Annotated in this window: 14 protein-coding genes; 4 read left to right on the plus strand and 10 right to left on the minus strand. The window is 63.0% G+C overall.

The window, feature by feature from the left end; translation table 11 throughout:
- Nucleotides 1-2: 2 nt before the first annotated feature.
- From ACLKOZ_RS01375 to ACLKOZ_RS01395, 5 genes are all read right to left on the minus strand, one after another.
- A complete protein-coding gene (locus ACLKOZ_RS01375) occupies nucleotides 3-3,296 on the minus strand; it encodes a UvrD-helicase domain-containing protein (protein WP_436472342.1) in 3,294 nt (1,097 codons plus the stop codon).
- The gene (locus tag ACLKOZ_RS01380; protein ID WP_436472343.1) at nucleotides 3,293-6,127 is read right to left on the minus strand and encodes a PD-(D/E)XK nuclease family protein; all 2,835 of its coding nucleotides are present in this window, start codon (nucleotides 6,125-6,127) and stop codon (nucleotides 3,293-3,295) included. The genes ACLKOZ_RS01375 and ACLKOZ_RS01380 overlap by 4 nt, the downstream gene beginning before the upstream one ends.
- Nucleotides 6,124-8,634 (minus strand): sigma-70 family RNA polymerase sigma factor, encoded by a 2,511-nt coding sequence (locus ACLKOZ_RS01385; protein WP_436472344.1) that lies wholly within the window; start codon nucleotides 8,632-8,634, stop codon nucleotides 6,124-6,126. The genes ACLKOZ_RS01380 and ACLKOZ_RS01385 overlap by 4 nt, the downstream gene beginning before the upstream one ends.
- A gap of 78 nt (nucleotides 8,635-8,712) precedes the next feature.
- Nucleotides 8,713-10,401, minus strand: a complete 1,689-nt coding sequence (locus ACLKOZ_RS01390; RefSeq protein WP_436472345.1) for an NERD domain-containing protein — start codon at nucleotides 10,399-10,401, stop codon at nucleotides 8,713-8,715.
- On the minus strand, nucleotides 10,398-10,961 hold the full coding sequence (locus ACLKOZ_RS01395) for a hypothetical protein (RefSeq protein WP_436472346.1): 564 nt from the start codon (nucleotides 10,959-10,961) through the stop codon (nucleotides 10,398-10,400). Before ACLKOZ_RS01395 ends, ACLKOZ_RS01390 begins: the two co-directional genes overlap by 4 nt.
- A 638-nt stretch (nucleotides 10,962-11,599) precedes the next feature.
- Between ACLKOZ_RS01395 and ACLKOZ_RS01400 the strand changes: the two genes are divergently transcribed.
- Nucleotides 11,600-12,220: a DUF6308 family protein gene (locus ACLKOZ_RS01400; RefSeq protein WP_436472347.1), complete on the plus strand. Its 621-nt coding sequence runs from the start codon at nucleotides 11,600-11,602 to the stop codon at nucleotides 12,218-12,220.
- 365 nt (nucleotides 12,221-12,585) lie between these two features.
- On the opposite strand, the gene ACLKOZ_RS01405 is transcribed toward ACLKOZ_RS01400, so the two are convergent.
- The 3 genes from ACLKOZ_RS01405 to ACLKOZ_RS01415 form a co-directional block, all read right to left on the minus strand.
- Complete coding sequence (locus ACLKOZ_RS01405) at nucleotides 12,586-14,370, minus strand: hypothetical protein (RefSeq protein WP_436472348.1); 1,785 nt, start codon at nucleotides 14,368-14,370, stop codon at nucleotides 12,586-12,588.
- A gap of 71 nt (nucleotides 14,371-14,441) precedes the next feature.
- Complete coding sequence (locus tag ACLKOZ_RS01410) at nucleotides 14,442-15,962, minus strand: ADP-ribosylglycohydrolase family protein (RefSeq protein ID WP_436472349.1); 1,521 nt, start codon at nucleotides 15,960-15,962, stop codon at nucleotides 14,442-14,444.
- On the minus strand, nucleotides 15,959-16,924 hold the full coding sequence (locus ACLKOZ_RS01415; RefSeq protein ID WP_436472350.1) for an ARPP-1 family domain-containing protein: 966 nt from the start codon (nucleotides 16,922-16,924) through the stop codon (nucleotides 15,959-15,961). Before ACLKOZ_RS01415 ends, ACLKOZ_RS01410 begins: the two co-directional genes overlap by 4 nt.
- A gap of 92 nt (nucleotides 16,925-17,016) precedes the next feature.
- On the opposite strand from ACLKOZ_RS01415, the gene ACLKOZ_RS01420 reads away from it, so the two are divergent.
- The 3 genes from ACLKOZ_RS01420 (at nucleotide 17,017) to ACLKOZ_RS01430 (ending at nucleotide 20,042) form a co-directional block, all read left to right on the plus strand.
- Nucleotides 17,017-17,688, plus strand: coding sequence for an NUDIX hydrolase (locus ACLKOZ_RS01420; RefSeq protein ID WP_436472351.1), 672 nt, complete (start codon nucleotides 17,017-17,019; stop codon nucleotides 17,686-17,688).
- Nucleotides 17,689-17,788: 100 nt separating this feature from the next.
- Complete coding sequence (locus tag ACLKOZ_RS01425) at nucleotides 17,789-18,358, plus strand: TY-Chap2 family putative peptide chaperone (protein WP_436472352.1); 570 nt, start codon at nucleotides 17,789-17,791, stop codon at nucleotides 18,356-18,358.
- A gap of 124 nt (nucleotides 18,359-18,482) precedes the next feature.
- Complete coding sequence (locus ACLKOZ_RS01430; protein ID WP_436472353.1) at nucleotides 18,483-20,042, plus strand: PD-(D/E)XK nuclease family protein; 1,560 nt, start codon at nucleotides 18,483-18,485, stop codon at nucleotides 20,040-20,042.
- Nucleotides 20,043-20,211: 169 nt separating this feature from the next.
- On the opposite strand, the gene ACLKOZ_RS01435 is transcribed toward ACLKOZ_RS01430, so the two are convergent.
- Together ACLKOZ_RS01435 and ACLKOZ_RS01440 are read right to left on the minus strand one after the other, a co-directional pair.
- Nucleotides 20,212-21,810, minus strand: a complete 1,599-nt coding sequence (locus tag ACLKOZ_RS01435; RefSeq protein ID WP_436472354.1) for an SIR2 family NAD-dependent protein deacylase — start codon at nucleotides 21,808-21,810, stop codon at nucleotides 20,212-20,214.
- The gene (locus tag ACLKOZ_RS01440) at nucleotides 21,807-22,385 is read right to left on the minus strand and encodes a DUF7255 family protein (RefSeq protein ID WP_436472355.1); all 579 of its coding nucleotides are present in this window, start codon (nucleotides 22,383-22,385) and stop codon (nucleotides 21,807-21,809) included. The genes ACLKOZ_RS01435 and ACLKOZ_RS01440 overlap by 4 nt, the downstream gene beginning before the upstream one ends.
- Nucleotides 22,386-22,708: the final 323 nt, after the last annotated feature.

Below are 22,708 nucleotides of genomic sequence, written 5' to 3' on the forward strand. Positions count from 1 at the left end.
CTTTACGACTCGGCCTCTGCTTTGGTGTGCCGTGCCTGACGGCGGATTTCACCATCTCCGGTTCGGCAGAAGATCAAGACTAGTTCACTCACTTTTTGACCGGTGATGCCCTCCACCATGCCTGCATAGGTCGACAGCTGGCGCCAGTAAGCCGCCAGGGTCTCCTGCGTGACACTGATGTCAGTCTTGAAGTCGGCGATGACCAGGGTTTCGTCGTCCTCGCGGTACATCAGGTCAATGATGCCTTCGAGAGTCATTCCGTTATGGGGTGTGACCACGGGAAGCTCAAGCCAGTGCTCGCGGTCAGCCGCACGCTGTACAGGCGTGCTGCGTAGTGCAGAACGGGCACGTTCAGCCAGGCCAGCGGGATCTGCCAGGCCGGATGCGCTGGCGATCCTTTCGGCGAGCACTTCGAGGTTCTCGCTGTCTCGCAGGTCACTCAGCTCGAGCAGCCGGTGAAGAGCCGTACCGAATTCCTTGCCATGTTCCCCGCCGGACGCTGCCGAGGACGGCAGCGAGCCATCCTCGTCAATGCTCACAAAATGCGGTGCCGTATCGGTCTCAAACCCGGCCAACTCACCGTCACCTTTGGCGATCGCCGTGACGGAGGTGGACGACACGAGGGCCGAATTCTTCTGCCAAAGATCCCGTTGCTGCCGCCACTCTTCAAACGCTTTGACGGTTTGGACTTCGTGGGCTGTCCTCGCATGGAGCGGCATGTCCTCCGGAATACGGAGATCTGGCGCGGGGACAGCATCGGCTGCGTCCTTGAGGAACTGGCCGAGACTATTCCTGGCGTTCACGTAGTGGGAAACCACAAGGTGGCTTTCCGCGCGGGTGCATGCAACGTAAAGCAGGCGGCGCCGTTCTGCATCATCGAAGTCCTTTTCTATGTCCTCAGCGGTTCCGTATCCTGCGGACCGTATGTCGCCGATGAAATGCACCTGTACTTGTGAGCTCTGATCCCAAAGGGCAGCCGCCTTCTGGTTGTTGGGTCCGGAGCCTGTACCGGCGAGAATCACCATTGGGAACTCGAGCCCTTTAGAAGCATGGATGGTCATGATCCTGACGGCCTGGACGTCCGTTTCCGGCACTACAGCTTCTTTGACCCGTGAGTTTTCCTCCTGCTGCACGGCCGCCCACACCAGGTAATCGCGCAGGCTGCCGTGGGTGGCCTCCGTCCAAGCCCGTGCTTGATCGATGACAAAGCGTAGCCGTCGCCAGACGTCCCGGTAGCGCGGCGCATCAATGGCTGCCTCGAGCATGCGGCGGTCGGTAGCAAAGCGCTCCATAATTTCGGCCGGTGTCATCACCTCTATCTCCCGGCACAGGGCGGCAAGATAAGCGATGGCGTGTGCGACGGTGGAATTTTCAAGCGCATCGGGCGCCTCCGCAAAGAGGTTCCAGCGGCCTCCAGCCCGCTTCCACTCGAACAGTTCATCATCACCGCACCCGAACATCGCCGACCGCAGGGACAGCACAAGCGCCGCCTCATCCGCGGTATCGGAGATTGCCCGCATGGCGAGCAGCAGATCGGTCACTTCCTGCGTCGAGTAGACCAACGACGAAGCCTCAGCCCGGTATTCGATGCCGGCGTCGTCGAGTGCATCTTCGAGGGCGGCGAGGGTGGTCCGGGTGGGGATCAGGACACAAATGTCCTTCAGCTCAACCGGTGAGCACCTAAATCCCTGGGACCGCTTGCTTTGCTTCCGCCACGCCGGCAGCCCTGCCGTGCCCGTCGCAACTCTGATAGCTGCGGCAACATCTGCAGCTTCCTGCCGGCGCATGGCATCGGCCGAGACCTTTCCCGCTTCGTCGGCCTGTGCACCGCCGCGACCAATGATTGAGACGGCCGGGCCGTGTTCATCGCTCCATTCGGGACGCTGGGGATCGGGCGCCAAGGCGCGGTATTCCGGCTGGACCGTGCCGTTCGCCGTGATGAGCTCGCCGAACGTGCCGTTGATCCACTCAAGGAGTTTTCCCGTGGACCGGAAGTTGGTCTGGAGAGAAGCGGTCCTGGAATTCCTGTCTTCTGAAAAGCGCTGCTGTGCCGCGAGGTAGGTGGCGATGTCGGCCCTGCGGAAGCGGTAGATGGACTGCTTCGGATCCCCGACCGTAAACAGCCGGCCTGGGGGTACGCTGAGCTGCTCCCAGCCGTCGGGCCCACAAACCTCACTAGCGGCAATCCGCGTGGCCAGTTCAGCCTGGATAGGGTCCGTGTCCTGGAATTCGTCCAGCATGATGCAGCGGTAGCGATCATGCAGGACAGCATGGACAGCCTGCTTGTCCTGGCCGACAAGGAGGTCCCGGGCGTGGATGAGGAGATCGTGGTACTCAAGCTCGCCGCTGCGCTGGCGTTCGTGAGCCGCCTGAAGAAGGACCTCGGCCATGGCGGCGGTAACGGTTTCAACGGCGGGCTGCACAAAGCTGTTGCGCAGGGCTATCGCATCCTGGGCGAGATCTTTGCAGGAGCTGCGTACTTCCGCGACGTTAATAGACCAGTTGCCCCTTTGCCCGATACGAGAGTCGGGTCGCGGCACCGCATGGAGCAATTCGAGGACAAGTCCCAGTTCGCCTGTCTCCGCCTCCGCAAGGCGGCCGTGCCAGCTCTTGATGAGTTGGATGGCGGCTAACAGTCTGTCAGCAGGGTCGGTGCAGTGGTCGGAATGGGCGACAACGTCGGTGGCCTTGTGCAGAAGGGGCTCCAAGTCAACTGTCGGAATGGTGCGCCTCCGGGGAGGATGGCTTTCCAACCGGTCCCAGTTGGCGTCCAGGTCAGCCGCAACGTTTTGCAGGTGATCCAGCGAAACGCCGACGGCGAGGAGTATACGGAGTGCGTCGTCCATGGACGAGTCGGTGAACAGTTTCTGGCGGGCATCTTCCCACCGCCGCGTGAACGCAATCTGGGACCGCAATTCATCCACCACGGTGATCAGGGGAGGGACTCCAGCCTCGATGGGATGTTCGCTGATGATGCGTGCTGCAAAGGAGTGAATGGTGCCAATGGGAGCCGTATCCAGCTGGTCGAGCGCCCGCCGGCGCAGGTCTGTGGGGCTGGCATCCGTCAGCTGCCGGCGGACCCGTTCCCGGAGCTCACCTGCTGCCTTTTCGGTGAAGGTGATGGCTGCCACGCTCTTGAGTTCGACGCCGGCGTCAACCATCGCGCAGATGCGCTCGACGAGTTCATGCGTCTTGCCGCTGCCTGCACCCGCTTCAACGAAGATGTTCGCTTCGAGCGCCTGCTCGATCAGTGTTCGGTCGGTCTGGTCTGTGAGTTCCATGAGTTCCGGGTTCATTTCTCCGCCTTCAGGAGCTGGGTATAGGGCTGCAGTTCGGGGGCGTTTTGAAGCTTAAGCCATTGCTGGCCAAGCTCTTGGGCGCCCATCATGGTGGTGAAGTTGACGTACCGGTCGGACTCGGGCCGTGGCGGGAAGACTCCGTTCCGCAGCGCAGTAATGATGAGACCCACATCCGCGCGCAGTTGATCTACAACCTCGTCAGTCACGGTGTAGCCGATTTTCTTGAAACCGCCTGCTTTCGAGATGAACCAGTATTCCGCTGCGACATGGGACGAATTGTCACGGAGGGTCCGGGCAAACAGTCCGTAGACGGGAAGCTGGTACCGAGTGCCAGCGGCAGTCGGGTGCTTCGCGAGCGGCTCATAATCTTTCGACTTGCCTGTCTTGTAGTCGATCACCCGGATACTGCCATCGGAATGCTGATCGATCCGGTCCACCTTTCCCCGGAAGCGAACCGTAGTGCCGTCGTCGAGAGTCAGTTCAACAGGCGGGTGGCTGTCCGTGTCCTCGGGCCCGAAGGTCGCCTCTTCGGCGAGATACTTCCAGCCTTTGGTAAAGCTGTCTTGGTCGTCCGCCAGCACACGCTTTAGGTCTTGGCGGAGCATGGCCTGATTGCGGTCCCACACGTGGCTGAGCCATGCCGGATTTGCGACGTCCTCAAAAGCGGAGTTTGCCAACTCCATAAGGCGGTCCGACGACGGCGGAAGGCCGTCTTTCGTGATGCTGCGGACGTAGTCTTCCAGCACTCGGTGAACTAGGTTGCCCCGTTGCTGCGGCGAAATCTGCACTTCGAGTGCCGAGTCCTCCAAGATGCTGACTTTTAGGACGTGTTTCATGAAGTAGCTGAACGGGCTGGTGACCCATTCCTCAAGCCGGGTGGGGGACAGTGGCTTTTCGGGGTCCGCGATGATCCCCGCAAATGCACCGAGGTTGCCGTTGAACCTGGAGAAAATGCCATCCCGCCTGTCGCGAGTTGCAGCCAGCGCATGCTGCAGCGCCCTGTCCTCTTCCAATACGGAGGTGCGCTCCTCGGCAGTAAGGACACGACGCAGCCGCCATTCCTGGGCTGTGGGGGGCAGCGCGTCGGAGGCGGGTGCGCTGTTCTCGATGCCGTGGGCGAAGGACCGCAGCTGGTTCTGTGGCTCAGGCTTGCGGTTGATCCAGCGTGACACTTCGTAGCTCCCGGAGCCGCGCAGGTCCCCGCGGGGGCTGGTAATGAACCGTTCCGATCCTGTAGCGAGGGCAGCAAAGAACTGCTCCTTGCTGGCTTCGGCACGTTGCTCCACCGTTGGGAGACTCCCGCCCAGCATGGCACGGGCGCTGTCCGGAAGCAGAGGGTTCTCCCGTGTCCGTGCTGGGGCAAGCCCTTCCGCAACCCCCATAAGAAAGACGACATCAAGGTCCCTGGCGACCGCATCAGCGAAACTGCCCACGACAACTCCCGTGCCGCTTTTCCCGGTCCAGCGGCCTTTTGAGGCTACGCCGTCTTCCAGGGCGCTTTGTAGGAGCGCCGGGCGGGGCAAAGGGCCGACAAGGTCCAGATGCCGGAGATCCGAGGCGGCTTCGACCAGCGCGTCGCGGGCAGCGCTTTTCTCCGGACGTTCGCCAGCGCCCCTGGGACCCATGAAGTCCTCAAGAAGTGAGATCAGCGACGCGGAGGCGTCATTCCATGAGGCAGCAGCTAGGACCTGGTTTATCCGTGCCGCAAGGGCCTCTTTGAAGGACTGGAAGATCCGGAACTTTTCAAGGAGGTTCGCGTGGGCGGAGGTGTCTGCTCCTGCATAGTCCTCTTCGGCGGGTGGTTTTGCGTAGAACCTTTCACATGCTGCACTGCTGGGCAATTTCTGCTCACGCCAGGAGAAGGCACCTTCCGCATGGATGTTCAGGATCGCGCGGGTGTCGAGGTCCTGCGGGTCCAGCTTCAGCAGTTGAAGGAGGCCGCGGGCCAATGGCGAGTCCATGAGCCGGTGGGCTGATGGACCGACGAAAGTGACTCCCGCCTGGCTGAGGCGTTGTGTGAGCAGCGCGGCGTACGGCTGGGAGGCCGAGTGGAATATTCCGATACGGTGGCCCGGGGTGCCTGCTGCAAGCCGCTCGACGACGAGGCGCACCACGGCGCGGGCTTCATCGTCGGCGTCGGACGCTGTCAGAAGTCTTACGCCATTCTCTGCCGAGCCGGCCGCTGTGAGACGCTGCATTCCGGCCGCCTCGAGGCTCGCTCTGAACATTGCCTCGGCGGGACGGTTTTCTGTACCGAGCATGAAGTCGATGATGGTGCCGAGCCGCTGCGTCACGGTCCTGGTCCCGAGCTTGTTGCTGGCCAGGGTGAAAGCCTCATGGTCCGTGTACCACTGCCGGCCCAGTGCCTCCTTTGAGGCACCGTGAAGCCGCAGCACTTCCTGCATGAGCTCTGGGAGTTCCGGGTCGGAGGGAGCCGGAACCGCGTCGAGGAGTTCGGCTGTCCTGGCTATCGCACGGGCGGTCGAGGGCTGGTCGGCGACATCTTTAAAAAGCCCTGGTTCGTCCAGCAGGACGCGGCTCACGGCTCCAAGCCGGAGGACGGGAAGAAGGGGACGTCGCCCGTTCAAAGCGTCGTCGTCGGCGATGAGTTCGGTTGCGAGGTCCTTGAGTGTGAACGCCCTGACCCCCACACTCCCAGCGCCCCCGTTGAGGGTCCTGCCCAGGTAACGGGTCACGTCCAGGCCAGCGGCATGGGAAGGAACCAGCATGGTGACGGGAGCCAGCGGATCGGCGGCCTGGGCATGGCTGATCATTACTTCGAGCTCGGCCAGAGCGAGACTGACCGAAGGGAAAATCGTGCAGGTCATGCAACACCACCGTAGTTGTACTCGCGTAGGGACTGGGATCGTTCTGGTTCTCTGAGCAGAGCCATGGTCTTCGACTCGATCTGGCGGATGCGCTCCCGCGTGACGCCGTAGGCCTTGCCGATGGCATCCAGGGTCTTTTCCTCGCCGTCGTCAAGGCCGAATCGCATCGCAATGACGCCGGCTTCCCGTTCCGTCAGAGTGTCCAGGACCGCGTGAACTTCGGCCCTCAGCTGTCCCTTCGCAATCTGCTCAATAACATCCACGTGCCATGGATCGAGGAGTTGGTCCGCCAGCGGCTCCAAGCCGCCCCTGCCGTCCGGTACGAGGTAGTCCAGCGAATATACGGGCTTGTCCAGCGCGAGCAGCCGCTCGACTTTGGCGGCGGCCTGATCCGTGAGCTTGCCGAGTTCTTCAAGACTGTATTCGAGGCCCTTCCGGGCCGCTTCACGCTGAATTGCCTGCATTTTGTGGATCTGCTCCACCATGTGGACCGGGAGCCGGATGACCCGAGCCTGGTCGGCCAGCGCCCGGGTGACAGCCTGCCGTATCCACCACGTCGCGTATGTGGAGAACTTGTAACCCAGGGTGTAGTCGAACTTGCACACGGCCCGGTGCAAGCCGATATTTCCCTCCTGAATCAGGTCCAGCAGGTCCATGCCGTGGTAGACGTACTTCTTGGCGATGGAGACCACCAGCCGGAGGTTCGCCTCGAGCAATGCGTCCGCGGCCCGCTGGCCCATCTGGGCGATCATCCGGAGCTCCCGGGTCTCGCGGCGCCCACGTGGAGGGCCTTCGGCCAGCAGGTGGGCGGCGTAAAGGCCGGCTTCGATGTCCTTGGCGAGCTCCACTTCCTGTTCGGCTGTCAGCAGGTCCGCGCGGCCTGCCCGCTGGAGGTAGTCCGATACACCGTCGTCGCTGAAACCCTCCAGTCCCTGGAGTTCCTCAAGCCAGCCGGAGTCATCAAGATCAAACGACGTCGGCGCGCTCTCGTCGTCCTCCTCCACGGGAGGCTCCACCACCGGCTCCAGCTCACTGCCGACCTCCGGTCCAGCGCCGTTCCCGGGCGTACCCGCCGTCGGCTCACCAGGCTCGGGCCGTGAAGCCTCTTCAGGTTCGGCCTGACGGAGGAACTCCTGCAACCCGTCCTGGTCCGTCCTGATGTCGAAGAACCCCACGTTGCGGGCGAAGGGCAGGACCTTGCCCAGGAACTCCTCGCCCTGGACGTCCGGGTCCTCCACCGTGCCCTTGGAGTAGAGGACAACCAGGCGTCCGGGCCGTCCGTCGGCTTTCTTGCGGATAACGCGGCCGAGCCGCTGCACCATCTGCCGCTGGCTGCGGTTCGCTGCAACGATGATCCCGAGGTCGGCCTCCGGGACGTCGATGCCTTCATCGAGGAGCCGCGGCGCGGTCAGAACCTGTGATGCGCCGGTGCGGAAATCCTCAAGGCCCTGCCGGCGGTCATCCTTGGCCATGCCGCTGACCACGGCCGACGCCGTCGATCCGAGGGACGTATACACCTCCTGTGCCCGCCGGGCTGAGTCCTGGGTCTGCGTGAAGACCAAGGTCCCGCGGGACCCATCAACCGTTCCCTTCAGAGCTGCCAGCGCCAAGTACTTTGTCTTCGCCTCCGCCAGCAGGGTGAGCCGCGAGGACATTGCCAGCATGTACCTGCGCGCGATGGTTGCTTCCCGGCTGGGCGAATCCGAAGCGGCCAGCGCGGCCACGGCAGTGATGAACTGGGGGAAGGGCCGCCGCGGGATGCCGGCGTACGTCTCCAGGTTCCGCGCCGCCTCCGCCATCACCGTCGAGAACTCGTCATAGTCATTCTGTTCCGACGGCGTCAGATCAACGCCAACCAAAGCGATGTCGAAGGGGGCGATGACCTGGTCCTTCAGCGCCCTGTCGTACCAGAGGTTGTAGATGACGCCGCCGAAGTAGGGGGTCAGGAGGTTCTCGTGCTCGCCGTCCGCCCTTTCGAACGTGGCGGTGAGCCCAAGCCGCCAGGCGTACCCTTCCTGGAGGGCGCCGGTGAACATGGGCGCCGCATAGCGGTGGCACTCATCAGCGATGATCAGTCCGGCCTTGTGCGAGCGGAGCGTCTCCCGGTTGGACGCGGAGTGAACGATGGCGACGAGGATGTCGACGTCGTCGAGGGAATCGGCCCGGCCGTCGCCCAGGGCACCACGCCGAGCGGCGGGCAGGTCCCGGCGCAGGGACACCAGCCATTGGCGCTGCAGCTCGGCCGTGGGCACCAGGATCAGGACTTTGATGCCCTGCCGGACTGCCTCGAAAGCGGTGGCGATCCCAACGCGCGTCTTGCCGGAACCGGTCACGGCCTCCACCACGCCGCGGCGCGCATTCGAGTGCCAGGCCTTCAGCGCTTCCTGCTGCCACGGATACAGGAAGGCGTACTCGTAGGAGGCAGGCACCGCCGCGGGCGGAGCCTGGACGGGCACCGGCGGAAGCGTCGCGACCGGGTGGGACCCGGCGTCGGCTAGTTCTGGCATTTCATCCCCCATTGGACGGTTCTGATCTGGTGCCTGAAGGGTATTGCGGGGCACCGACAATCTAGGTGAGCAGCGCCACTAACCGTCTTCCAGCGCAGGCTTCCACGCTTGGCTGCGGGACAGCGCGAGCTTGAGATCGCGGCCGCCGGCCTCCTCCAGCAGCCCCGAATCACCCACAACCACCAGCAGGCTGCGTGCCCGGGACAGCCCGACGTAGAGCTGTTCCCGTGCCCGGCCCATGTCCTTGAACCCGTTGACGCAGAGGACAACAACGGACCGTTCCAGGCCCTTGAACCCCAGCACATGGCCGTAGAACTCACCCTCGTTGGCATGGAAGTCCCGCCAGTACTCCTCCGTGGCGCCCCGTTCGAAATAGTCCAGGTGGACGGGATGGCGGTCCTTGGTGGTGAGGAGGGCGATCTGGTTGTTCGCCCAGCCTTCCTCGATCAGCGCCTCCAGGCAGTCCCCGGCAACGTCGAGTGCCTCCTCCGCCGGGCAGTCCACGAACCGGACCGGCAGGCCAGTGCTGCCGCGGGGCTTGAAGTATTCGCCGGCGAATGGCTTGAACGTCTCAGCGATCTTGACGGTGTTCCGGAGGTTATCGTCGATGTGGATGGGCACGAAGGTGGCCATCGGGCCGCTGGTGAGGTCCGCCGTCGCGCCTCCCCAGCGCTGGTAGACGTCCTGCCGGTCGTCCATGAACGCGTATACCTCACCCGCGTCCGGGTTGCTGGTGCACGCGAGAAGCGCGTCCCACCACAGGGGCGCGAAGTCCTGCGCTTCATCGACGACGACGGCGTCCAGCCGCTCGTGCGGCTTCAGTCCGGCTGCCAGCTCCTTCAGGAGGCGGGGCATCTCGACGTCGAAATAATCCTGCCCCGAGCCGTCCGGGACTCCCAGCCCGCGCACGTATTCGTGGAACTCGCCCGTGAACACCGGCTTGGCTTGCCGTTTCCATGTCCCGACGCGGTCCTGGAGGTATTGCCCGAGGCCTTTGTTGTAGCAGAAGAGGCCTACGCGTTTGCCCTGCTTGCTGAGCAGCTTGGCCTTCTCGACGGCGAGCCACGTCTTTCCGCTGCCCGCGCCGCCGGTGAAACGGACCCTGTTGAGTGAGCGGGTTGCCTGGAGCAGCACGGACTGGCGTTCCGTGAGGTGGTCCTGCGCTGCCTCGTCCTCCTGCGACGTGGTGGAAGGTACGACGGCGGTGTCCAGGTTTCCGCCCAGCTTGCGGACGATGCGTTCCAAGAAGGCCGGGGCCAGCGGGGAGGCGCCGCCGCCTTCGTTTTCGATAGCTTGGCGGACGAGGTCGGCGGGGGACTTGCTGCCGGTCTGGTCGAGGATGAGCGACCGGGGGCAGCCTGCCATGTTCCAGTCCCGGGGCACGTCGGTGTAGGGCAGGCTGACCATGTAGACGCAGCGGCTGCTCAGGCGCGCACCGAGCTGGTTCTCCAGCCAGTTCTTGAGGGCGTGGAGTGAGCTCTGGGACTGCGCCACGGGGCTTTGGATCTGGCGTCTTTGGGTGCGGTCCGACTGGTACCACTGCCCGTCCGTGATGCTTACCTGACCGCCCTTGACCTCAATCGCGGCCATGCCAACGTTGGGCCAGAGGACCAGCAGGTCAATTTCGTATTCGTTCCGGCCGTCGCGGACGTGGACCGAGTGGGCCAGGACGCAGTCATCGGGGAGGCTGTTCCGCAGGGCGGTCCAGACAGCCTTTTCCGCGTGGTGTCCTTCGCCGAACTCAGGTTCTTCCGGAATGCACCTCATCGTGCCCCGACCCTGGCGTCCTGGAAGGGGGCCAGCCCGAACTGAGCGCGAATGTCAGCCAGATCCCGCGTATTCCGGTCGATCTGCTTCATTTGGTCCTTTTCGATAATCGAGGAAAGGATGCGATTCGTGATGGCGAGACCTACCAGCACAACGGACGCCCAGCCCGCGGCGACAATAAAGTCCGGCATCGTGAGGAACGCGTTCTTCAGTGCGATGACGTTGTTAACGCTGCCGGTCAGGCCGTCCAGGATGTCATTCAGCGTGTCGGTTATTGGCTGGAAGAACGGCCCCGCAGACAGTTCAGGGCTCTCGACCGTTGCGTCCCTCCCGACCGACCAGCGCGGATCCATAAGGTGGGCAAGGATGTAGAAGACCACCGCAAGATTGGCTGCGGCAAAAGCCGCCGTGCCTGCCGTGAGGGCAGTGACCACCCTCGCTGCGATTTTCCGCGCAGTGGAAACGCGGCTTCCAATGAGGAACAGGAGGCCGATCACCACCGCAGTGATCCAAACAAGATTCTTGAACGTGCCTACGCTGGCTCCACTGAGCAATTCCATCACGGGTATCGATCTTTCCACTGCTGCGCATTTGCACGCGCACGGTTGCTATGCTCCGGACACCGCAGCGTGGTATTGCTCTCCACGGAATTCAGAAGTTGTTTCAGATCATATTTGTACCAGCAGGATCCGACGCTATCCGGCAGCCGGTTCTGTGGCGTACAGGCATGGGGCGCTGACCAATTTTTCATTTGCCTTGCTGCCGGCGACGTTTGCGGTTCGCGGCAGCTGGCCAGGTTGCTGGCCGACGCCACCGCGCAGGTTTCTGCTGGTCTGCTCGTCCTCGCTGCCTGACACCCTAGGACGGAGTAGTCGCTGGCCTTGAATGCGGACCGCATCATCGAGAACAGCGCGCACGTCGCAGTGGTGCCAATCGCCGCGGTTTCGGTAGGCCAGAGCATAATGGTGGACCCAACACAGGCTGTGAGAGTTGACCTCGGCGCTAAGGCCGGTGTGCCCCGAGTGGTGTTTCGTCTGAGCTCGTCGAAACCCTCCCTATGACGGCTCCGGCGGAGTAGATTGTCCTGAGTTCGGCGTGGAGTGCCTAGCCAGGCCAAAGAACCAATCAGACGGGGGACACAGCATGACAATCTTCCAGTGCATTCCAAGAAATTTCTAACGAAGCCGCGAGCTCATATTTGAAACGCTATTTCGGGCTCGCCGAGTGGGTCGGCAAGGAGTTCACTGGGGCCCATTTCGATACGTTCGGCACTAATGTGCCCAACGCCATCACCGCGGATGATCTGATCGCCGTAGCGTGCCTGTCCAAGCATGTGCCGGCAAGAGCCGCGTTGGGAATCCTTGGCGAACACTCACACGACATGGGCACTCTGCTCGGATACATTCCGCCTGATTTGTCACTTAAGGACATCCCGTTCGAGGAACATGACCAATATTTTGGTAATGGAACTCCTTCGTTGCGTCTTTGGCGGCTCCTTCGGAGGGACAGGAGCACTCGCTGGGGCATAGGCGCCACGACGGCCAGCAAGCTCATGGCGCGTAAACGTCCCGGGCTTATCCCAATCTATGATTCTGTTGTCGGTGAAATAACAGGTTTCGATAATGCGGACGGGACCTGGAGTGCGTGGCACCACGCATTTGCCACAGACGTTGAGCTTGTTGAGCGGCTGGAGTCCCTGCGCTTGGTAGTTGGGCTGCACGGCATCTCGCTTCTTCGTGTCCTCGACGTGGTGCTTTGGATGCACGGCAGTCAGGGAACGGAAGGTCCGGAGAGCGTCGACCAGACGGACGAAAGCTGACGTAGGCGGGGCAGGGGAATCGGTTGAGAGTCGGCGGCGTTTTTCTTTGGCAATGTACGACAGAACTTTTGGAAGTTCGACATCATATAGTTCTGTCACAAGTCTGATCCGGCGGCCCGAACCCTTGAGCAGCACCGTTCGAGCCGCTTCGGCGCTGTCCAAGTGTAGTGACCGCAGCGCCACCATGACCTGTCTTATTTGTTTCTCGGTCAGCGGTTGGTGTCGTGGCACTACTTTGTTGTGCCCAGTATCAAAAACCTCGTATCCGTCAGCCATGACGTTCCTTCCGAAAGTACCTCTTGGCGCTCTTCTGCGAGGCCTGAAAGCATTCTGAATACGAGGTCCGACATTCTGCGTGGAGACAGCTAAATCTGCATTCCGTCGTGGACTGTCACGCTGGAAAGTTCGATGACACCGTCCGCGCACTTCCAATAGTGGAGACGCCTTGCTGCCGCAATATTCTGTTCTATGTAGAGCCGCCAGCAGGCGTCCTTGCCGTTGTTGCGCGTCAAGACGTCCGCTCCCCCGGACGCACTGGTGCGCAATGGATGCGCTTCCCTGGCGCTGAGCCTCGCCGGGTCATTAGCCAGGAGATCAACGATGGCTTTGAGGGCCTTCTTTTGTTTCTCCCTGGGTTGCTCGTTGAGGCTCTTGAGGAAGTTTTCCCCGAGCCGGTACGGTCCCATTGTGAGCCGGGGCTTCTCGGCGGCCGGGACCTGGACCGCCCATGTGGAGTGGAGCTGGAATCTGAAATTCTCTTCGGGGTCCAGAAACACTCGCTCCAGGGTTGCTTCCTCCCTGCGGACTCCGCGAAGCTTCTTCCTCAGGTCGGAGAGCTGCTTACTGGCAGCGGTGAGGTCACGGCGGAGGCGATCGGCTTCCTGCTGCAGCCCAGCCAGCTCGGCGGCCTGCTGGCGGCCAAGCATAACGTCCGCATCCAACTCCGCCGCGTGCATCTCATGCCGATGGTTAGCTGACCTCAACCCTGTGAGCTCCATTTCGAGCTGCTGCCGCTTGGCACGTTCGGCGGCCAGTGCCAGTTCCACGGATTTCAGCGCTGCGGCTCCCGAAACTGAACTCTGGTTCTGCACTTCCCGGGAAGGCGGAGTCAACCGGCCGGGCGGGGCCTCGGGCACCCTCGGCAGTAGATCGCGGCCGGGAACAAGCCAGGGGCTTCCGCCAGGAATCAGCTCTGGAGCGGTCAGCACCGGTTCGGAGTCATCAACGTCGAGCATCGACAGCCTGATGTGACCGTTGTTTCTATGGATCCTGACCGCCACAACTTCGCCTTCCGTGAGAAGGTCGGCAACAGAATCCAGCTCGTTGTAGGAGATGCTGCTGAGAGCCATAGTGTGGGAGTGTCCTGGAACCAAGGATAAGTCTGCTGAATCTACCCCTACCGCACGGACAAGGGCAGGCACCAAATCGCCGTCCTCACGGCCTTCGCCTGGAATAGCCGCTTCGATAGGCGCGAGCGAAAAGACCCTTTTTGCCGTATCGAAGGCGCCGGAAATCGTCATGCCCTCGCTCAGGATCCAATGCAGGGGGACACCAAGACCGGTGGACTCCGCAGGCAGAAACAGTTGCTGTCCGTTGTCGAGCTCCACCACAGCCCTTGATCCATCGGGGGCGATGCTTTTCACCAGCCCGGTTTCCCGGGAGTTTCCTTTGCCGGCGGGGCTGGCTGTCTTCCAACTGCCCGAGAAAGCGAGGTCCTCGGCGTCCCTGATAATTTGTGCGGTGACGGTCGCGACGTCCGAAGGGGTTCGGACCAGCCGAAGAGGGCTGCTGTACGGGTCCGCGGTCCATCTCAGCCCGGGCGGATAAACCCTGGCGGCACTGCCGAAGATGTGGGTGTCGGGCGGCAACAGCTTTTCGAGTTCGTAGGTGAACGGCCCATTGGTCACCACGACGACGTCGGCTACACCCTTTAGCTCGAGGGCAATGCTGTCCCCGTCCAATCGCGGCCTATCCTCGTCGGCGAGGCGGGAGATAACCACCACCGGTCGCACACGGGACTGCTCCAGCAGGAGGGCAGCCAGGTCTTCCGGTTTGGGGTCTGCGCTGGAGTCGGGGGAAGAGACGTCATGCGACTTTTCGGGCGCAGGCGAAGAGTGGGAAGACTGCCGGTGACGATGACGCTTTGGCATATGACTTCTGCCCTTCCATCTCGGTTGCAGGTTTGATTCAGGGTAGATGCAGGCTCTGACATTGGACATCCTCATGCGTGCCTCCGCCCGGGCAGAGCCTCGCTCGCAGCCTCCGCATCTCCCAGCACATTCATGAAGAGAGGATTCGGCCGCGCGTTGGGCAGTGCCCGCAGCACATCCTCCAGCGCCTCCAACGGAGACACCCCGGCCACCTGCGCCCCATAAAGGGCAGCCACAGTCGGTGTCCGAGACTCCGCCCGGACGCAGTGGAGCAGCACCGTCTTGCCCTCCGCACGGTAGCGTTCGACGGCGGCCGCCGCCTCCCTGAGGACAAAGGCCGCATCTGCGTTGTCGCCTTCAACAGCGGAGTCGACCACCCAGAAGGTGGCATGGTCCTCCGGGGAAAGGCCAAGGACGTCCACGGACCCCAGCCGGCAGAGCGACACCACCGCGTCGATGCCCAGCTCATTCATTCGCCCAAGCGAGCCGACCCCGCCGAGCCACACGCCGTCGTCATGCGGGTGCTGAACGAGCACATCGGTGCGGCTCCACATGCTGTAGTCGTGACGCTCGGCGCGCGGCCAGGACGCGGACCGGCGGCCCTCGCCACGGCCGAGCTCCATGCCCAGGACCATCAAATCCCGTGCCCGCATGCCCGGCCAGCCGTGGAGGCGCTGCCGCCACTCGAAGGGCACAGCGGTGTAGCCGTACGCAGCACCCAGCAGCCCACCGGCGATCGCTGCTACCGTGTCGGTGTCCCGGCCGCCGCGCACGGCCTCCTCCAAGGCAGCCCGCAGGTGGGCTGGGCCGGACGCCGAGAAGCCAGCGTAGTGGATGGCGCTCCACGCGCCCTGGAAGGCCTCAACCACCCAGCCATTGCGGGTGAAGTCGCGGGGACGGGAACGCTCGGCCGTCTCGATCCGCTCCCGCCACACGCCAGCGCGTTCGGCGGGCAGCAGCTGCAGGCCCGCCCGGACATCGAGCAGACCGGTGAGAACCGCGTGACGGATCGCCACGCACGACAGCCCGCAGGCCTCCTGCGCGTCCGGATCTGCGTGGGTCAGCGCGCTCATCACAGCCGCAGCAGCCATCAACTCAGAAGGATCCCGGTTCAGGTAGGCGAGGGCCAGCGGGGCCGTCCGCATCAGCGAGCCGTTGCCGGCGCTGCGGCCGGTGCGCGCGTGGAAGTCCGAGGCTGCGGCAGCGAAGTCGGCCGCGTGCACCTTGCTCCGCCCGGCAGCCGAAGCCATCCGGCGGGCTGCCGCGATCACGGAGCTTGTCTGCGCGCCCGCGTCCTTCGCCTCCGCAGCCCAGGACGTCCACGCCCGGACCACCATGGTGAGCGCCGCGGGGGAGGAGGAGCCAGCGTCGGACGCTGACTCCAGCAGCGCCTGGGCGATCGGGATGGCCATGGACGTGTCGTCGGTCCACTCGGCCGGCGCGAACCCGAACGGACCGCCGCCCTTCATGGTGACTTCGGCGCCGTCCGGCAGCGGCGCGCCGAACTCGTAGCCGGCTCCGAGGGCGTCGCCCGCGGCCAGGGCGACGAGGACGCCGGCCGCGCGGTCATTCTGCAGGGGGTTCAGTTTCATGCCATCTCCATCAGGGGGTGTTGGGTGTTCCAGCCGGTCAGGTGGGCCAGCTGGGGGCGGCGCTGGGGGAGCGCGACGGCGATGCCGGCGGCCGTGACAGCTCCCGCAGCGCGGGACATGTTGCGGCTTCGGAGCGCGCCGTGGTCGCGGACCTCCACGGCCGCCGCGCCGCCGTCGAAGGTTCCGAAGTCCATCGCCTGGACGTGGGCGGCGAAGTCGCGGGCGCGCTGGCCGGGCATCGGTCCGGAGGCCAGAACCTGGGGTGAGAGGAGCTCGAGGTCCAGCAGCGCCGCCTCGATCAGCTGGCGGTAGTGGCGGAGGAAGAGCGTGCTGGTGCCGAAGACCTCCAGGAGCAGCGGTTGCCGGCCGAGGCCGATCACCACGCCGCGCTGGCCTTCCAGCGGCTTCGGTGCGTCCGCGGCGCCGAAGCGGTTCCGTTTCTCCTTGTCGTCCTTGAACCAGTCCATGTGCTGGAGGAGGGAGCTCGTGGCGGAGGCGCCGCGGGCGCTGTCGAAGCGGCTGACCCGCTCCCAGATGCGGCCCTGCCGGTTGCCGCCGCGCTCGCCGCCAATGCCGTTGGCCAGTTCGGACCAGACGTTGAACGGGGCGCGCCGGGCCTGCCGGCGGTGGGTGGTTTGGCCGGCTTCCCAGCGGCCGGCCTCGACACAGAAGGTGTCGATGTCGCGGGTTTCGCCCGGGCCGAGGACGACGTCGCGGGCGCAGGTCCGGTGCTGCTGTCCGCCTTCGAGCAGCTCGCCTTCCAGCAGCAGTGCGGGGTGCGGTCCGTTGTTGGTGACGGTGAGGCGGGCCACCTGGGCGCCGCCGGCGAGTTCGGTGACTGCGACGTCGGCGTGGGTGCCGGTGCTGATGCCGAGGCTGCCGGAGCCGGAGGTCCAGACGGGGAAGGTGCTGAGGGGGCCGAGCCTGCTGCCGGCGCCGACGTGGAGCTGTGGGACTTTCATGGTGACCTCCGGTTGATTTAATGCATTTCTGCGCTAATTGTTCCAGTATGGGCCGGTTGCTTCTTTAGCGCAAGACTGCAATAAATGGAGGTGTGAAGGATTCCAAGAACAGCGCAGGCCCATCCCTGCTCGACTACCCGCGGCCGTCGGTGGCGGTGGATACGGCGGTGCTGACCGTTTCGGAGGGCAGCGTGTGCGTGCTGCTGGTGCGCCGCGCGGAGGACCATCAGCACGGGAAGTGGGCCCTGCCGGGAACGTTCCTGCGGGAACGCGAGACCCTGGCGGACGCGGTGCTGCGGTGCCTGCGGGAGAAGGCGGGGATCTCGGGGCGGGTGCCGCGGCAGCTGCAGGTGTTTGACGAGCCGGGGCGTGATGACCGCGGCTGGGTGCTGTCGGTGGCGCACGTGGACGTGGTGCCGCTGGCGGCGTTGAAGAAAGCGTTGAAATCCGACGGCGCTAGGCTGGCTTCCGTGACCGGGGAGCCGGAGTTGATCGCCGGGCTTCCCTATGGGCACGCGGACATCGTGGCCAAGGCCGTGGAGTGGCTGCGGGCTGCTTACGCGGAGGCCCCGGATCCTGGCGCGTTGCTCGATGAGCCGTTCACTTTGAAGGACCTACGGGAGCTGCATGAGGCCGTGGCCGGTGCTCCTTTGATGCGCGACACGTTCCGGCGGTTCATGGAGCCCAAGCTGGCGGGAACGGGGCAGATGTCGGACGGGACGCGGGGGAGGCCCTCGCGGTTGTGGGTGCGGGGTGGGGAATAACAGTTGTCCCGCGAGGCGTTCGTGCCGGGTCGGTCCTCTGCATAAAGAATGGTCTCAACGACGAGGTGACTAAGGCAGTCGCCGTCACAAAGGGAGTGCAATGATCCACGCAGAACGCGGGACTCTTGGGTATCGGCAAATCAACGCCCTGTCGTGGCGGGTGGCGAGCGAGTTGAGTCGCCGGGACCCGGGTCTCTTCATCGGGCTGACGGGTGACGGGGGATCCGCGGCCCACGCTGACGCCTTGATGATGACCAACGCCAGTGGCCTTGAGTACCAGGCACGTCGTTGTGGCCTGGGCTTCACTGCCGGCTCCACTGGGGACTTCCAGATCCCATGGGACAGGGCTTTGGCCATGCCCAGCGCCAGAGCGATTGCGATAGCCCTGGAAGAATTCCAAGGCCTCCATCGTCCAAACAAGTCGCCGGCGACAACGCCCCGTGCGCTGGGCTACCGCGTGATGGCTTCGATGCTCGAGCTCACGGTGGGAGACCGGGCGGACTGGGCAACGGGCGAATACATTGGCGGACCGTTGGACTCTGCGTCATTGGCTTCGCGCGACCGTCTCCAGCCATGGGAAGACACGCGCTGGGCGCTGATCCGGGACGGTGAAACCCGTTGCACGCATGGACAATTTTGGCTGGCTGGAAATCCAGGAACGCACGATTGATCTTCATTCGCGGTACCGTGCACTCGACGGGCGCATTTACCCGCTGATTCTGGAAGTTCTCGGCGACATCTTGCCGAAGTAGAGAACTCCTAAAGCCGTTCCGTTTCTAATCCAAGGAAGCATTTTGAAACTAAGTACTGCTGAAGGCGGCCTGGAACTAATGCCTGTGCCGGCCATTCAGCGCCGAGTGGTGATGTTCGTGATCAGCAAGACCTACCGGGAAGATAAGTCCCAGGCACGGCTTTACGACGCGACTCGCGGTAACTGGCGTATCAGCGAGGGAAGTCGGAACCGGGCGGAAATTGCCCTTGGAATTGCCGATGGTGTGGTTCGCGCCGCCTACGAGATTGACAGGTGGGGCAGAGCCGACGACGGAACGGCACCGTGGGAGGCCGCGGGATCGTCGACCCGTTGGTACTTCGAAGGCCGCGAGACCGACGAGACGCGGTCTTGGCTAAACGCATCCGTTCGGCACTTGGCGCCGGGGAAAGGGGCTGCCAACCCTGTCCGCCTATTCTTGGAGGGTGTGCCCGGCCCGGCTGACGAAAATGCCGAAGACATCTCGGGTCTCCTGCAAACCGAGGCCCTTGGCAGAATCATGTTCGGCAACAGTGAGCTCTTTCACAGCAACCTCCTGGCCTGGATTTTCGAGACTTTTCCGGGGCAGGCGGACGAAGTGTTCGGATCGTTGGTCGCTGGCGGGGCTGCGGGCTCGGGAGACAGACGTGTAGAGCGCGAGCGGGAGAACCTCGACCTGGTCATGCATTGGCCGGACCGGGGATCCTTGGTGATCGAGAACAAGGTCTTTTCCGTCCCGCACCGCGATCAACTCAATAATTACGCCGGCAAGATGTCGAAATGGAATTTGAAAGTTGGCGGCGCTTTCCTGCTGAGCCCGACCAGACACTCCTTTTTGGAGCGCGGATACTCCACAGGGCTTCGATTCAAAGACGGCTCCCCGATTGTGTGGCATCACTTTAGCTTCGAGACGTTAGCCGAATCTTTGGAGTTGGCATTCGACGAAACCCCAGATTCGTACGAGGTTGAGACGGTGCGTCGCTACTGCACTGTGCTCCGCGCTTTGTCAGCGCTGATGGCGCATGCATTGATTTCAAGCACCGAGGAGGAGGCTTTCCCTGACGCCTTGTCCCTAGCTCATGCACAACCCAAGCAGGCCGTGACAGGACTGATGAAAGCGCGCGCCGCCCACGTTGCCGGCGTGCTTAGCGAAAAAGTGGCCGATCTGGGACTCGACCCATCCGGGGTTGAAAGCGGCATGAGCCATTCGCTTCCCCAAATTTCCTGGTTCACGCGGACCGTGGCAGGTGACCAGGAAATCGTCGCTGGATGGCAGTATCAAGAGGGAGTTCTGCGCCTTGCCCTCGTACTCGACCATCTCAATGGCAAAGGACAACCGGCGAAATCGAAACGGGCAGAGTTCGCACGAGCACACCCGGAATTCTTCTCGTTTGAGCATCTCGACGAGATCCTCGGGACGACCGGCGTGGCCATATCGTCCAGTTCCAAGTCAGAAGGCCCGTTCGGCCACTTCGATCCCGACTTTATCTACCGGTATAAGAAGATCGCGGGCCTGACGGTTCAGCAGCTGATTGACGTAACGGTTGCCCAGGACCGACATCTCGAACGACTTTCGAACGCCGTCTATGTGAATGAAGTGAGCTGATGGTTCGTCGAATGGTAGGCGGATTGCTTCGGGACGGATAGATCCAGGAAGTGGGGGCGTTGATCTACGTGGAACATCGAACGCTGCGGTACCGTCAAATCAATTCCGGTCTTGGCTGGTGGCCGTACGTACGGCTTCCGCTCGAACGAAGGGCGGACGCTCTAGACACTCACGACGCGCTCTCCTCGTTGTTGGAGCCGGAATGACCCAGCCGCTCGAGTGTCTCATCGAGCAAAGCCCATACTTCATCAGTTCCGGGCGGTCGCGGCTGCACGGCCAGTTTAAGCAGTTGGGCGCGCAACTGCGTCTCAGCGTGATTCATGCCGGCGTCATAGGCAGGTGCCAGCAAATACGAGTGATTGTCGGTGGCGTAAGCGGCCAACATGTCCAGGAAGATTTCGAGCTCTCGTCCGGATGTCGCTAGCGCACGCCTTGATTGATCGGCGTTCCCGTGTTCGGCGCTGGACTCCGCAGGCATCGAAAGGATATCCAGTTTGCCTTTCCAGACCATGGACTGAAGTGGTTCATGGAAGAGGGACAGCACCGTCCCCATGTGGTGGCCCTCGGACAGGCCCTCCGGTAGAGCCCGCCTTACATCGTGGACGATCTCGTGGAAGTGGTCGTCTGCCAGGCCGAAACCCACGAAGAGTAGATGGTGTGTCAGCAAATGTGCTTTAACCAAGGCGGACAGGGCTTCGCGGTTGCTGTTATAACCAAGGTAGTCGTCACGCGTCAAAACAATTGACGCAGGCTGGCTTACAGATCCGTGCAGTTTCAAAAGCCAGCTGTTGCCGACTGCAGGAATGTTCTCTGGCAGGACGGTTCGCGGCCTTTGGGCATCGCGGCACGCCAACTCGAAAAGTCGGTCATAGTTCAGCGTGATTGCTCCCGAAGAGGGGACGGCGGCCAGCAACGCGGGGGCGAGGCCATACCTCTGAAGGTCCACGGCCCTCGCCACGGCTTCGCCAAAGGCTGCCCGGGAACCGTGCTGGTCAATGTAGAGCTGCTCCAACACACCGGCCTGGTCGAGTACTGCCAGCTTCTCGAAGGCAGCAGCTGCGCCCTCCTCTAACTCGACGCCTGCGCGCAAAGCAGTAAGCAATTCTCTCCAGCTCGGCGCTCCGGCGCTGACGCTGACACCTGCGCCAAGAAAAGGCACCAAATGGCCCGATCGCGCGAGCTCGCCGAGCTCTTGCGCTTTGGCATGCAATCCGTCACCAAGCGAAGGCCAGCACGCCGAGCCGCCCGCGTCCCGGCGAAGCTTCTGGGCCAGAGAGAAGGCTGCCTTGTCGCGGAGCACGATCACCAAGTCGACGGCGAACTCAGAAGCTAGATTGGCGCAGACGTCCAGCAGCCCGCGCAGCATGGCCCCGAGGTGGTTTCCTGCGCCGCCGCCGGCCGTCCCGAAGAACGGAACGGCCAGCAATCTGTAAGGCCGCAGGGCCGGACTGGAAGCGGCACTGGTGGCGGCACGCACGAATGCCTCCAGTCGAAGCGCAACAGCAGTGGAATCCCAAGTGCCATCCAGCGGAACCGCAGTCAGAACGGGGAGTGGATCCGCCAGTTCCCAGGGCGCCACAGGCTCCGCGAGAACTGTCCCTGCTCGGAAATCTTTCGAAGCCGATGCCACAGCGATTCCTCGGAGGTCGGGGTTCGCCGTCAGCCAATGCTGTTCGATTCGGACGGTGGAGTCCGTCGGAAGCAGCCAGGCATCGCATTTGAGGTTGAGCATGTCTGCCATAGCGACGAATACGTGGGGCCGGGTCATGAAAGTGCCCTCAGAATTCGGACGCGGTTCCGCTCAAACGCAGCAGCACCATTGCCGTCGGGCGCTGGGATGCGGATCAAGCGCGGCTTGCCCATGGCAGGAATTACCAGATCCCGCAGAGAGTCGTTATACGCTCTCTGGCGCTGTCTGCCGCCGGGGCCGAAGCCGGAGGCTGCCTTATTGAGGCGGTACACATCAGCTGTTCGACAGTACTTTCTGCATAAGTTCACGTACTCGTCAGAGTCGAAACCCAGGCTGGCGTCCGCTGGATAGTGGGCGAAGGTCCGCATACGGAAGCTCGTGAAATGCTGAACCTCATCGATTTCGATCATCGTCCCAGTGGGTGGGTGGATGAAGTCACCGGGCAGGGCGGTTGTCCGCTTAGCTGATTGAGCTTCATGGTCGCCGCCAAGATCGTGGAAAATATCATCCAGGGGACCAAATGCCGCTGCCGCCTCATGGGGCAAGCCGAAATGCCCCCGCTGATTCAGCCAGGGCTGTTTGTATCTGATCAGCTCGATTCCTTCATGGGCAGCTGCTTCCAAGAACGCGTTTTCACAATCTCCGACGGGCATTCCCACATCCTAGGGCCGCTTCCCGACAAAATATCGCTTGACCGGTCCGGGCGCATAGCGGTTTGAGACTCTGAGGCAACGGCAACCTCGCTGTTGTTGACACCGGAATGCATCCGGGGGGGCCCGACTAGACAAGACTCAGCGACAGGCAAGATTTCTGAGGATGCGCGAGCGTTCTTTCTAGCCCATCGACTTTTCGACGATGCGGATGTCCACTTCTGATGGGTCGTCATCGAGATAGAGTCGCCCAGCCCTGTGAAGTTCCAGCCCAGCGTCGAGGTACGGGCGCATAGTATTCCGGGGGATGCCTGCCTCGCGTTCCA

This window comes from Arthrobacter sp. R4 (assembly GCF_051365025.1).
Taxonomy (GTDB): Bacteria; Actinomycetota; Actinomycetes; order Actinomycetales; family Micrococcaceae; genus Arthrobacter.

Coding starts and splice junctions, on each gene's coding strand:
- ACLKOZ_RS01375 (WP_436472342.1), bottom strand. CDS start 3,296: ATGAACCCGGAACTCATGGAACTCACAGACCAGACCGACCGAACACTG.
- ACLKOZ_RS01380 (WP_436472343.1), bottom strand. CDS start 6,127: ATGACCTGCACGATTTTCCCTTCGGTCAGTCTCGCTCTGGCCGAGCTC.
- ACLKOZ_RS01385 (WP_436472344.1), bottom strand. CDS start 8,634: ATGCCAGAACTAGCCGACGCCGGGTCCCACCCGGTCGCGACGCTTCCG.
- ACLKOZ_RS01390 (WP_436472345.1), bottom strand. CDS start 10,401: ATGAGGTGCATTCCGGAAGAACCTGAGTTCGGCGAAGGACACCACGCG.
- ACLKOZ_RS01395 (WP_436472346.1), bottom strand. CDS start 10,961: ATGGAATTGCTCAGTGGAGCCAGCGTAGGCACGTTCAAGAATCTTGTT.
- ACLKOZ_RS01405 (WP_436472348.1), bottom strand. CDS start 14,370: ATGCCAAAGCGTCATCGTCACCGGCAGTCTTCCCACTCTTCGCCTGCG.
- ACLKOZ_RS01410 (WP_436472349.1), bottom strand. CDS start 15,962: ATGAAACTGAACCCCCTGCAGAATGACCGCGCGGCCGGCGTCCTCGTC.
- ACLKOZ_RS01415 (WP_436472350.1), bottom strand. CDS start 16,924: ATGAAAGTCCCACAGCTCCACGTCGGCGCCGGCAGCAGGCTCGGCCCC.
- ACLKOZ_RS01425 (WP_436472352.1), top strand. CDS start 17,789: ATGATCCACGCAGAACGCGGGACTCTTGGGTATCGGCAAATCAACGCC.
- ACLKOZ_RS01435 (WP_436472354.1), bottom strand. CDS start 21,810: ATGACCCGGCCCCACGTATTCGTCGCTATGGCAGACATGCTCAACCTC.
- ACLKOZ_RS01440 (WP_436472355.1), bottom strand. CDS start 22,385: ATGCCCGTCGGAGATTGTGAAAACGCGTTCTTGGAAGCAGCTGCCCAT.